We start from the raw sequence: 12,210 nt of genomic DNA on the forward strand, positions 1-12,210 counted from the left end.
AACCCCAGGCCACGTCCATGCACATGTTGTTCTGGGTGCGCAGCGTCCCGTTGACGAAGGTCCACGACTGCGCCGAGGTGCCGTTGCAGGTCCAGGTCTGCAGCGGTACGCCGTCGGAGAAGTTGGAGTTCGGCACGTCGATGCACTTGTTGTTCCAGTTGCTGATGATCCGGTTTCCACCGCCACCGCCGGTGGTGACCAGGGTGAGCCCGTAGGCACCCAGGATCTCGTTGACCGGCTGGAACCAGGTCTCGCCGCCGGTGGAGCAGTTGCCCCAGCCGCCGGAGGTGACGCCCTGCGCCTGGTTGCCGCTGAGCCAGGCGCCGCCGGAGTCGCCGCCCTGGGCGCAGGCGTTGCTGCGGCTCAGCCCGTGCACGGCACCCTGCTGGTAGTTGACCGTCTCGTTGCGGCCGAGCAGGGTTCCGCACCGCCAGCCGGTGGTCCGACCGGAGCGGCAGACGGAGCTGCCGATCGAGGCGTCCTGAGAGCCGGCGACCGCCGCGTTGCCGCCGGAGTAGTTGTTCACCCACGGCTGCGGGGTCCAGTTGCTGTTGGTGCGGACCCAGCCGTAGTCGCGGCCGGGGAAGGTCGAACCGGCGAAGTTGCCCTGGGCGACGTTGTTGTAGCCGAGCGTCGGGCTGCCGACCCCGCCGCAGTGTCCGGCGGTGACGAAGCCGCCGTGCACCGCGAAGCCGACCGAGCAGAGGGTGTTGCCGTTGATGACGTACTGGTCCCCACCGCGGATGTCGTAGCGGATCCGGGGCGCCTCGGCCGACTCGGCGATCCGGACCAGGTCCGCGTCGACTCCGCTGGCCGCGACGAACTCCGCCGCCTTTGCGGTGGCCCGCGCCCCGGCGTTCACCACCACCTGGTTGGCCGCCACGTCGACGTACCAGCCGTGGACCGCCGCCGGGGACGCCTTCCCGGCGCTGCGGTCGAGAGCCTGCTTGACCCTGTCCAGGGTGGACTCGCTGTGGGCGGCCGTGGTGACCTCGGCGCCCTCGGAGCGGACGACGCCGGCGAGTGCCGGATCGGTGACCGCCACGGTCAGGCGTTGCCCGCCGGACGGGATCCAGGCGCCGGCGAAGGCCGTGCCGAGCCGGGCCCGCAGGCGCCGCTCGACGCTGGCGGCGCTCGCCTCGACGCGGAGCCGGGTGATGACCTGCGCGTCGGTCAGCCCGAGGTCGCGACGCATCGCCCGGACCATCTCCGGCGCGAGGTCGGGGGCCGCCGCCGTCGCCGTGGCGCCGGTGGGGGAGCCGGCGGTCTGGGCGGCCGACGGCGACGGGGTGGCGATGGGGGACAGGCCGGCGAGTAAGAGAGCGGCGGCGGCCGCTGCGAGGGTGCGTGGCGCTCGCGGCATGGACTCCTCCTGGGGGTGGGGCGATGTCGGCATCGCGGGGAATTGGGGAGTTGGAGAGCGCTCTCACAACGAAGTTTGTCGATGTTGAGAGTAACTGTCAAGACTGTTGCTAGTTGTCGGTGGCGGTGTTGACCGCGATGATCCGGTCGATCAGCCCGCCGCCGGGGAAGTCCAGCATGAGCAATCCGGTACGGCGGACGGGTGGGTGCACCTCGGGGCCCTCGTTGAGGTACGTCAACAGGAACGGGTTGACACCCTGCACCCCGAGCGCGCCGCCGGCCACCGCCGCCGGGGTGGCGAAGACGCTGGAGCCGTTGGCGAAGTTGACGTACATCCGGGTCGGATCGCCGGCGCTGGTCGCGTCGAGGTGTCGGCGGACCCGGTCGCGCTTGGTGGCGATCGCCCCGACGTTCGGCACGTCGTAGTCGTCCTGGATGTACGTGGACGAGCCGTGGCCCCAGTCGGCGAACTGGGCCAGCCCGTACTGGCCGTACCGGCCGCCGCGCGGGCCGTGCAGCACGGCGAGGACGACCTTGCCGCGCACCGTGCCGAGGGTGGGTACGGCGGCGCCGGCCCCGCGGTCGACCGACGGGCCCCAGAACAGGCCCGGGCGGGCGGTGCGGTAGCGGTCGAAGATGTCGGCGAAGCCGAGCTGCCCGGCGGCGTCGGTGCAGGAGCCGATTTCCCCGGTGCACTCGTGCTTGAGCCGCATGATCACGGTCTCGGTGGGGCGCGCGGCGAGGAACGCGCCGAGCACTGCCAGCACGTCGTCGAAGTTGGCCTGCTGGTAGGTGGCGCCGTGGTGGATGGTGAAGGTGTTGCCGCTGTTGATCCGCGCCCGGATGTCGACGGCCCGCACCCCGGCGTCGAGTTGGGCGGCGAGGGTGGCGGCGCTGTTGCCGTGGTTCTCCTGGGTCTGGGTCCAGGCCCCACCGTGGATGGACAGGGTGTCGTGGGTGCCGGGCAGCGAGAGGCCGGCGAGGCCGGCGCTGTCGGGCAGGCGGCGCATCCAGTCCGGGTTGCTGGCGGCGCGGAGCGACCGGTAGGCGGGATCGGCGGCCAGCGCGGGGGCGGCCGGTGCCACCAGCGTGCCGGTGGCGGCGAGCAGGCTGGCGACGAGTCCGGCGGCGGCGCGGCGGCGGATCGTGACGAGGGAAACCATGGACGGAAATATATCGATTGGCGTCCATGGTTCGGGCGGCGGTGGCCGAGGGATCCGGCTGGACCTGGTCAGCGGCGACGATGTCGATCCTTGGTTGGAAGCCGCTGGGCACGCTGGCGCCCACCAGCGTCTCCTCGGCGGTCGCCGAACCGACGACGAACGGGTCGTCGGCGAGTTCCGCCAGCTGCACCGTCCGTCGCCCTCACCCGCCGAGACGAGTAATAAGCGCCACCACGGGTACGAGCCGGGCGTGGCGGCGATCAGCGACTACGCGCTTCTCGGGGACTGCCACGGGGCCGCGTTGGTGTCGTCGGACGGGTCCGTGGACTGGTGGTGCCCGGCGCGGTTCGACGCGCCGAGCGTGTTCGCGCGCCTGCTCGACCCTGCCGGAGGCCACTGGTCGATCCGGCCGTCCGGGCGGTACACGACGACCCGCCACTACGTGGACGGGACGATGGCCGTCCGCACGGAGTTCCGTACCGAGGACGGGGTGCTGCGGCTGACCGACGCCCTCAGCCTGGGCGCGGGGGAGCGCGGCCACCGCATCGGCTTCACCTCTCCGCACGTCTTGATACGTCAGGTGGAGGTGCTCGCTGGTGCGGTGGAGGTGGCGGTCGAGGTCGCGGCCCGACCGGAGTACGGCCTGGTCAGCCCCACCGTGACCGGCGTGGCGACCGGGATCGAGCTGACCGGCGGTGCCGACCGGCTGCTGCTTACCAGCGATCACGAGCTGACCGTCGACGGGTGCCTGGTGACCGGGCGGTTCACGCTCACCGAGGGTCAGGACGCGGTGTTCGCGCTGCACCACCGCCGCGCCGCAGACCCGATGGCGGCGCTGCTCGACGGCCGTGCGGCCCTGCGGGACACGGTCGCCGGCTGGCAGTCGTGGGACCGCATCCATCAGGGCTACCAGGGGCCCTACCGGGAAGAGGTCCGGCGCAGCGCGCTGGTGCTGCAGGCGCTGACCTACCAGCCCACCGGTGCGGTGATCGCCGCGCCCACCACCTCGTTGCCGGAGGAGGTCGGCGGGACGGCGAACTGGGACTACCGGTTCGGCTGGCTGCGCGACGGCAGCTTCACCCTGAAGGCCCTGTGGGTCGCCGCCTGCCCCGACGAGGCCCACCGGTTCTTCGACTGGAAGGCGGCGTCGGTGGGTTCGGTGGCCGCCGAGGACCACGTGCCGATCATGCTCGGTGCGGGCGGTGAACGCGATCTGACCGAACACATTCTGGAACACCTCGACGGCTACCAGGGCAGCCGGCCGGTGCGGGTCGGCAACGACGCCTGGCGGCAGCGGCAACTCGACGTGCTCGGCGAGATCATGGAGTGCGCGTGGATCCTGCGGGAGCGGCTGGGGGACCTGTCGCCCGCGGCCTCGGCGCTGCTGCGCTCACTGGCCGACCGGGCGGCCGACACCTGGCCGGAGGTCGACGCCGGCATCTGGGAGGGGCGGGAGGGCGAGCGGCACTATCTGACCTCGAAGCTGATGTGCTGGGTGGCCCTCGACCGGGCAATCCGGCTGGCGCCGCTGTTGGACGCCGAGGCGGAGGTCCCCCGGTGGTCGCGGGCGATGGAGCAGCTCCGTACGGCGATCCTCACCACGGGCTGGAGCACCTCGGTCGGGGCGTTCACCGGCGCCTTCGGGTCCGACCACCTCGACGCCGGAGTCCTCGTCATGCCGATCGTCGGATTCCTCCCCGGCGACGACGACCGGGTCCTGGCAACCGTGGACGCCATCGAACGCGACCTGGTCCGGGACGGCCTGGTGCAACGCTGGACCGGATCGGGTGACGAGGGCGCCTTCGTCATCTGCTCGTACTGGCTGGTGGAGGCGCTGGTGCTGGCCGGACGGACCGAGCGGGCCCGACAGATCTTCGAGATGGTCACCGCCCGGGCAAATGATCTCGGTCTGCTGTCGGAGGAGATCGACCGGCGCGACGGCAGCCTCATCGGGAACTTTCCCCAGGCGCTGTCCCACATCGGCCTCATCAACGCGGCATGGGCCATCGCGCAGGGCGAGGCGGGCGGCAACGGGTCGTAGGTGCGCGGTGCCGCCCGCGCGGCGGGGCCGTGTCACGCGGCCACCTCCGTCCCGGTTAGCGCCACGACGAGCGGGTAAGCCCGGCGGGACACCGATCTGCGGAGGGAGCACCCTGATGACCGGACGGCTGCACGGGAGGACCGCCCTGATCACGGGCTCAGACTCGGGCATCGGGCAGGCGACCGCCATCGAGTTCGGCCGGGAGGGCGCCGACGTGGTGGTGCACTACCTGCACGACCACGCGGGGGCCAACCACACCAAGGCCGAGATCGAGAAGGCCGGTCGGCGTGCTGTGGTGGTGCAGGGTGACATCAGCGTCGAGCACCAGGTCGAGGCGATGTTCGACGAGGCGTTCGCCGAGTTCGGCACCCTGGACATCCTGATGAACAACGCCGGCGTGGACGCCTCCGGCATCTTCGTGGCGGACCTGGACACCGAAACCTGGGACCGGGCCATCCGTACCAACGTCTACGGTGCGTTCTTCTGCTCCCGGCGGTTCGTGCGGCACCGCCGCGACCAGGGCGGATACGGCAAGATCATCAACATCACCTCGATCCACCAGGAGGTGGCCCGCGCCGGCGGCGCGGACTACGACACCTGCAAGGGCGCCCTGCTCGAATTCGCCAAGAGCCTCGCCCTGGAGGTCGCCCCGATGCACATGAACGTCAACAACATCGGCCCGGGGATGGTGCTCACCCCGTTCAACCAGCGGGCCATCGACGACCCCCAGTACCTTGAGGAACAGGTGCAGACCATCCCCTGGAAGCGGGCCGCCCAGCCGCAGGAGATCGCCAAGGTGGCGGTCTTCCTGGCCAGCGACGACGCCGAGTACGTCACCGGGTCGACCTACTTCATCGACGGCGGACTGATGCAGAATCAGGGCCAGGGGGCGTGAGCCCACGACAGTGACCTGAGCGCATCGATCATCTACTATCGACGGCGGCTGGAGCCGAGCGGTCGAAGAGGTGTCCATGCGCAACGCAAGGCTGTCCCTTGTCGCCGTACCGTGTCTGCTGGCGGCGTCCGTGCTGGCCGTGCCGTCGCCCGCCGAGGGCGGCGCTGAGACACCGACACCGCGGCTGACCGGCTCCCACCTCGCCGCCTCCTGGGCCGGGCCGCTCAGCACCCGCGGACGGTACATCGTCGACGCGCACGGCAACCGGTTCAAGCTGAAGTCGGGCAACTGGCACGGCGCCAGCGGCACCTGGAACGGCAGTGGTGATGCCGCAAACCCGGCCAACCACCATGCCGGCGAGAAGTCCGATCAGCTGCCGCTGGGGCTGGACCGCGCGCCGATGGCCGACATCGTCGCCAGCTTCCGCGGGTTGGGCCTCAACAGCATCCGGCTCCCGTTCTCCAACGAGATGATCCGCGACGCCCGCCCCGTGCCGGACGCGTCGGTCCGGGCCAACCCGCAGCTTCGTGGAAGAACCCCCTTGCAGGTGTACGACGAGGCGATCCGCGTCCTGACCGACGAGGGATTCGCGGTGATCCTCAACAACCACACGAACACGTCGAGATGGTGCTGCGGGGTCGACGGCAACGAACGGTGGAACGCGAGCCAGAGCACCCACCAGTGGGAGCAGGACTGGCTGTTCATGGCCCGCAGGTACGCCGGCAACCCGCGGGTGGTCGGCGCCGACCTCTACAACGAGGTGCGCCGCAGCATTCTCGACGACCCGAACTGGGGGCTCGGCGACCGCCACGACTGGCACGCCGCCGCGCAGCGGGCCGGGGACCGCATCCTCACCGAGGCCAACCCGGACCTGCTGATCATCGTGGAGGGCATCAACTGGACCGGGCTGCCGGTGGACGGCCTGCCGCACGGGCGGCCCACGCTCGAACCGGTCGGCCGGCTGTCGCACACCCTGGTCAGGTCGAACAAGCTCGTCTACTCCGCGCACTTCTACGGCTACACCGGGCCGAACCACAGCGGCGCCACCGGGATCGGGGAGACCAGCGATCCGCGTTACCAGGACCTGACCCGTGACCAGCTCTTCGACACCGTACGGCGGCAGGCGCTGTATGTCGCGCTCGACGGAGATCGGCACTTCACCGCCCCGGTGTGGATCAGCGAATTCGGGGTCGGCGGCCGCGACAACACGGACCAGAAATCACGGGACTGGTTCCGCAACTTCGTCGACCTGCTCGTCGCCACCGACGCCGACTTCGCCTACTGGCCGCTGGTGGGCTGGCACGACAACCGTCGCGGCAACGGCTGGGCGCTGATGCACTGGGATGCGGCGGGTAACCGGATGGGCCTCTACGACGGCGACGACTGGCGTGCCGACGCCTGGCTGCGTCTGGTCGGGACCGGTGCCACCGGCCCCGTCGCCCCGGTGCGAACCTGGTCGATGCTCACCCTCGACCACGCCGACTTCAACCAGTCGCTGCGCATGCGCGCGCAGCCGGACTGGGACTCCGGCGCCCGCAAGGCGGTGTGCCCGGACGGCCAGCGGCTCGTCGGCCTGAGCCGTACCGGTAACCGGGGCCTGTGCCACGACGCCCCGGACGCCGCCGGCCACCTCGTGGTACGCGACGAGTCCCACGTGGACGTCGACTGGGCGTCCGGCTTCACCAAACTCCAGTGCCCGCCGGGGAAGACCATCACCGGGTACGCGGTCCGTGGCGCCAACCTGTCCTCCGTGCTGTGCCGCGACGCCGGGGTGGCGATCGGCGGCAACAGTCGGGTCGTCTGGTTCGACCGTGGTGACAACCGCCCGGCCGGCGGCCCGGGTGGCGACTTCGCCACCGGCCACTACAAGGGTCAGTGCGCTCAGCACGAACACCTCGCGGGGGTCGCCTACCGCAGCTGGATCTGGTCGCCCGGCAAAGAGCCCGACGCGCTGCTGTGCCGGGGGTGAGCGGCGGCCGGTTGATCCTGCGCGGTCACCTGATCCGGGGTGTCCGGCACCGGGCCGCCCGAAACGGTGATGCCGCCCGTCCGACCACGGTCGGACGGGCGGCGCTCAATCCCCCCAGTTCGGTGCAGCCCGCGTTCAGCAGAGCCCGTTGCAACCGTCCGGATTCGGCGGCGGACCCGCCAGCCACGGAGCCGGCATGCCGGGCAGGATTTCCGGCTGCGCCGTGCTGATCCTCGGCTCCGAGAAGACCGTGTTGTAGGCGGTGGCGGTCTCGTCGACGTAGATGATCCCGCTCAGCTTGTTCTCCGGGATCTTTCCGTTGGCGTACGGCGGCGTCCAGTTGCGCACCATGGTGATGTTGGCGCCGAGGATCCGGGTCAGCCCGCCGCTCACCTTGACCGCGGCGACCCGGTCGTCGGAGTAGTCGGGGTTGACGTACCCGTGATCGTTCTCGGGGTTGCCGTGTCCGGTGCCGTCGTCCCCGTCGTCGTCGCCGGTGTCGCCGCCGCCACCGTGGTCGCCGCCGGCCGGCTTGTCGTCGTCGGAGTCGTAGTGGCTGTTGATGCCGTCGGCGCAGCTGCCGCTCGCGTCGCAGGTGGTGATGGTCTGGCCGGCGGAGGTGTGCGTCGCGCTGTTGAAGATCACCGCCTCCTGTTTGATCGTCCCGAGTAGGTTGCCGTCCTCGTCGTAGACGTAGAACGTCGTTTCGATCAACGTGTCGGACTGGCCGTTGTGCACCCGGCTCTTCTGCTTGGTCTCGCTGATCAGCCGGCCCTTGTCGTCGAAGACCATCACGAGGTCGTCGGTGTAGGTGCCGTCCTTCCCGCTCCGTTCCTCGCGCTGGTGGAAGATCGTGTTGCCCTCCGACTTGTCGGCGTTGACGTGGTGCCGGACGGAGCCCCCCGGCACCAGCTCGACGTTGTCAAACGACCCGTCGGCGTAGTGCACGCGGTGGTCGGTGTCGCCGAACCAGAACCTCTCGGTCCGCACGATGCCGCCGTACGCGGCCGGGCTGTGCGCCGTCTCTCCGGGCGTGAACTCGGCGAAGTGCGACTCGAACGGGGTGATCACGGTGCTTATCGGGTCGCCGGCGGTCTGCGACCTCTTGCCGAGACCGATCGCCACGCCGTCGCGCTCCACCGACAGCTTCAGGTCGTCGAACTGCTTCAGGTTGATACCCAGGCGGCTGTAGGTGTCCTTGCGGACCGGCATTGCGAAGATCCCCAGGGCGGGGGTGCCGGTCGTCCTCTCCTTGAGCGCGAGGAGCTCGTCCGGGAACGCGATGAAGCTGCCGCGCCCGTACGCGAAGGACGGCAGCTTGTCGACCGACGCCAGCTCGACGGCGACCTGGAGAGTCGGGTAGCTCCCGGGGTCGTACGGGTCGGTGCCCGCCGCCAGCTCGTCGGCGTCGCTGAAGCCGTCGTTGTCGCTGTCGACGACCCGCCAGGAGAGGTAGCAGCCGGTCGGGTCACAGACTCGGGCGTACGAGAGCCGGGGCGGCTTGGACGGCTTGTCGGCCGATGCGGCAGTGGTCGGGGCCGTCACCGCCAGAGGTATGGCGAACAGGGCGGCGGCCGCCAACGCCACCCTCTTCCGATTGCGAAGGATCATGGGCCGTACGGTCGCACCATCATCGCCGCGGAAGCCGCCCTCTGTCGGCAACCGGGCAGGGTTTGGGCATCCTGGGGAAACCCCTGGCTAGGGCGGGTACGAAGGTGGCTGAGGTGGAGATCGACCGGCGCGCGCATCGGGAGCCGGAGGACGCCGACCGGCTGCTGGCCGCCGCCGACCGGGCCGGCGATCCGGTGACCGCCGCCCGCCTGGTGGCAGAGGCGTTCCTCGCCGTGTCCCGTACCGCCGACCCGGCCACCCTGCCGCCGATCGTACGGCGACTGGCGAACCTGCGGGCCCGGCCGGCTCAGCCGGAGGTCGAGTTCCTCTACCACGCCATCGCGTGTGCGGTCGGCGCCCGTACCGGCCGGCGGCTGGCGCCCCGCGACACGGACGCGGCGCTGCGCCTGTTCACCGCCGAGGGACTGCACGACGATCCGCTGTACGTGGAGTGCGCGATGGTCGCCACATTGAGCGCGCTGCGGCCCGACCGGGTACGACCGACGTTCGCCGCCCTCGTCGAGCCGTGGGCGTCGGGTGACCCGGCCGATGCGGCCCGGCAGGCCCGGTTCACCACGATGCTCGGCATGGGCGACGCCTGGTCCGGCGACCTGCTGCGCGGCCGGGCGACGCTGCGCCGCGCACACGCGTACGCCGTCGAGGCCGGGCGGCTCGACCTCCAGGCCGAGATCGTGTCGTGGCTGGCCAAGTGCGAGGCGCTCTGCGGCGATCTGGCGGAGTCGCGGCGCTGCCTGGCCGAGGCGCGGGTGCTCGCGGCCAGGTCCGGCTCCGCGTGGGTCGGGTTCCACATCGCCGAGTGCGCCGCCGCCCTGCACCTGGCCAGCGGCGACGTCGAGGCGTGGGTCGGCGTCGTCGAACGCCTGGTCAACTCCGCCGTCGGGAGCAACTCCGGCCTGGTCTTCGAACACCGCTGGGAACTCGCCACCCACCACGCGCTGCGCGGCGACGCCGCCGCCGCGCAGGCGGTCATCGAGTCCATCCAGGATCCGCCGCTGGACTGGCCGGGTGCGCCGGCGCTGCCCGCCTGGCGGGCGTGGATCACCGGCCCGGCCGACCCGGTCGCGATGGCCTGGCTCGAACGGGCGCTCGCCGGGCTCAACCGGCCGGTGGAACGGCTGTCGCGGGCCCGGCTGGCCTGGCTGCTCGGCGCCCAGCACGCCCGCCTCGGCCGGCGCGCCGACGCGATCCGGTTGCTGGAGCTGGCGAGCAGCGAGTACGCGGCGACCGGTGCCGCCGGCCTGCTCGCCCGCGTCGCCGCCGATCTCCAATCGGTCACCGAGGTGAGCGGCTTCGCCACTACGCTGCCGGGCCGCGCCGCCCGGACGGCCGAGTCGTCGCCAGCGGAATCGACCGAGCCCGCCGGCCCGGCGGAGGTCGATGCCGAGGGCGGCGCGGACCCCGGCACCCGGCTGACCGCGACGGAGAGCCGGGTCGCGGCCGCCGTCGCCGACGGACTCAGCAACCAGGAGGCGGCCCGGCGGCTGTCGGTGTCGGCCAAGACGATCGAGTTCCATCTCGGCAACATCTACCGCAAGCTCGGCGTACGTAACCGGACCGAACTGGCCCGGCACCTGTTGCGCTGACCCGGCCGTCGACTCGCCTCAGGCGAACCGGGCCGGGTCACCGGCGCCGACCCTGACGATCTCCGGCTCGCCGCCGGAGAAGTCGACCACCGTGGTCGGTTCGGTGCCGCAGTCACCCGCGTCGACCACCGCGTCCACGGCGTGGTCGAGGCGTTCCTTGATCTCCCAGCCCTGGGTCATCGGCTCGTCGTCGCCGGGCAGCAGGAGCGTGCTGGACAACAACGGCTCGCCCAGCTCGTCGAGGAGTGCACGGGTGACCGGATGCGCGGGGATGCGTACGCCGACGGTCTTCTTGCGCGGGTGCAGCAGCCGGCGCGGCACCTCCTTCGTGGCGGGCAGGATGAAGGTGTAGCGGCCCGGGGTGGCCGCCTTCACCGCACGGAACACCGCGTTATCGAGTTGCACGAACTGGCCGAGTTGGCCGAAATCGCGGCATACCAGGGTGAAGTGATGGTCGCTGCCGAGGTGGCGGATCTCCCGGATCCGGTCCATGCCGTCCTTGTTGCCGAGCTGGCTGCCCAGGGCGAAGCACGAGTCCGTGGGGTAGGCGATCAGCCCGTCCCGGCGGACGATGTCGACCACCTGACCGACGGTGCGCGGCTGCGGGTTGTCCGGGTGCACGTCGAAGTACCTCGCCATGAGCGGTAGCTTAGAGCGACGCGCGGAACTGTCGCTTTGGCGACAGTCTCCACCGGCCTTAAAGGTCGACGTTCATCGTTGTCTGTATGGTCGTACGCGCTCCCGGCGGCGGCTTCGGGGACATGCTCAGGTATCCCGCGATGCCCACCCCGGTACGGGTCACCGTGCTCGTCTTCGCGCTGCTGTCGCTGCTGTTCGCCCTGGCGACGGTGCACCGGACGCTGGCCGAGGGCGGCTCGATCGGCGCCGCCGTCTTCTTCGCCGTGATGGCCACGGCGTGCACGCTGGTGGCGGTCAGCCTGGCCGTCCGCCGCCCGTGGGCGCCCTACCCGGCGTACGCCCTGGCGGGCCTGCTGGCCACCGCCTCGCTCGGTCTCTTCGGCGCGATCACCTTCGTCGGCCTGGGACTGCTGGTCTGGGTCGTCTGCGCCCTCAACATCCGCGCCTCCCGGGACTGGTTCAGCGGGCGTCGTCGGCTGCGCTGACGTCCCGGGGGCCGTCGCGCGGACGGTGGTCCCGCCCGGGGTGGTCATTGCGGCCTCCCCGGGCGGGCGTGTGGCTACGCGGCGGGGGAGGCCCCCGCCGGCTCCTCGTCGGTCTCGGCGTTGTCCGTCTCGGCGTCGTCGGTCTCAGCCTTGGTGGCCTTCTCCGTCTCGACGGCGGCTGCCTCGACCGCCGGGGCGGCCTTCGGATTGACCCAGGAGAACTCGATCTCGATCGAGAACTCGTCGTTGCCCTCCTGCTCGATCTCCAGCTCGCAGTACACCTGGTCGGCGACGGCGACCGTCCCCGCCGCCCCGTAGAAGATCTGCCCGGTCTCCAGCTGGCTTGCGACCTGACGCAGCCACGCCGCCAGGTCCGCGCGCGACACGGTCCGGGCGTCCTCGTAGATATCCATCCCGACATGTTGACATTCGCTGGGACGA

10 protein-coding genes are annotated in these 12,210 nt (G+C 71.1%); 5 read left to right on the forward strand and 5 right to left on the reverse strand.

The genetic code is table 11. The annotated features are described in order from the left end of the window. The coding region (locus AB0M52_RS21330; RefSeq protein WP_363956283.1) for an alpha-lytic protease prodomain-containing protein at positions 1–1,363 on the reverse strand (1,363 nt) is incomplete at its 3' end. A 109-nt stretch (positions 1,364–1,472) separates the two neighbouring features. Continuing rightward, positions 1,473–2,525 carry a phosphatidylinositol-specific phospholipase C gene (locus tag AB0M52_RS21335; RefSeq protein WP_363956286.1) on the reverse strand — a complete coding sequence of 351 codons (1,053 nt, stop codon included), beginning with the start codon at positions 2,523–2,525 and terminating at the stop codon, positions 1,473–1,475. 250 nt (positions 2,526–2,775) lie between these two features. On the opposite strand from AB0M52_RS21335, the gene AB0M52_RS21340 reads away from it, so the two are divergent. From AB0M52_RS21340 to AB0M52_RS21350, 3 genes are all read left to right on the forward strand, one after another. After that, positions 2,776–4,566 (forward strand): glycoside hydrolase family 15 protein, encoded by a 1,791-nt coding sequence (locus AB0M52_RS21340; protein WP_363956308.1) that lies wholly within the window; start codon positions 2,776–2,778, stop codon positions 4,564–4,566. Between the two features lie 115 nt (positions 4,567–4,681). Beyond that, positions 4,682–5,461 carry a glucose 1-dehydrogenase gene (locus AB0M52_RS21345; protein ID WP_363956289.1) on the forward strand — a complete coding sequence of 260 codons (780 nt, stop codon included), beginning with the start codon at positions 4,682–4,684 and terminating at the stop codon, positions 5,459–5,461. Positions 5,462–5,537: 76 nt separating this feature from the next. Next, complete coding sequence (locus AB0M52_RS21350; protein ID WP_363956292.1) at positions 5,538–7,430, forward strand: cellulase family glycosylhydrolase; 1,893 nt, start codon at positions 5,538–5,540, stop codon at positions 7,428–7,430. A 135-nt stretch (positions 7,431–7,565) separates the two neighbouring features. Here AB0M52_RS21350 and AB0M52_RS21355 read toward each other — a convergent pair whose 3' ends face one another. Beyond that, positions 7,566–9,041: a thrombospondin type 3 repeat-containing protein gene (locus AB0M52_RS21355; protein WP_363956295.1), complete on the reverse strand. Its 1,476-nt coding sequence runs from the start codon at positions 9,039–9,041 to the stop codon at positions 7,566–7,568. Between the two features lie 113 nt (positions 9,042–9,154). On the opposite strand from AB0M52_RS21355, the gene AB0M52_RS21360 reads away from it, so the two are divergent. Next, positions 9,155–10,645 carry a LuxR C-terminal-related transcriptional regulator gene (locus AB0M52_RS21360; RefSeq protein ID WP_363956298.1) on the forward strand — a complete coding sequence of 497 codons (1,491 nt, stop codon included), beginning with the start codon at positions 9,155–9,157 and terminating at the stop codon, positions 10,643–10,645. Positions 10,646–10,663: 18 nt separating this feature from the next. On the opposite strand, the gene AB0M52_RS21365 is transcribed toward AB0M52_RS21360, so the two are convergent. Then, complete coding sequence (locus tag AB0M52_RS21365; protein ID WP_363956301.1) at positions 10,664–11,284, reverse strand: L-threonylcarbamoyladenylate synthase; 621 nt, start codon at positions 11,282–11,284, stop codon at positions 10,664–10,666. Between the two features lie 86 nt (positions 11,285–11,370). On the opposite strand from AB0M52_RS21365, the gene AB0M52_RS21370 reads away from it, so the two are divergent. Next, a complete protein-coding gene (locus tag AB0M52_RS21370; RefSeq protein ID WP_363956303.1) occupies positions 11,371–11,769 on the forward strand; it encodes a hypothetical protein in 399 nt (132 codons plus the stop codon). A 74-nt stretch (positions 11,770–11,843) separates the two neighbouring features. Here AB0M52_RS21370 and AB0M52_RS21375 read toward each other — a convergent pair. After that, the coding region (locus AB0M52_RS21375) for an amphi-Trp domain-containing protein (RefSeq protein ID WP_363956305.1) at positions 11,844–12,210 on the reverse strand (367 nt) is incomplete at its 5' end.

It is taken from the genome of Micromonospora sp. NPDC051296 (assembly GCF_040682255.1).
Taxonomy (GTDB): domain Bacteria; phylum Actinomycetota; class Actinomycetes; order Mycobacteriales; family Micromonosporaceae; genus Micromonospora; species Micromonospora craterilacus.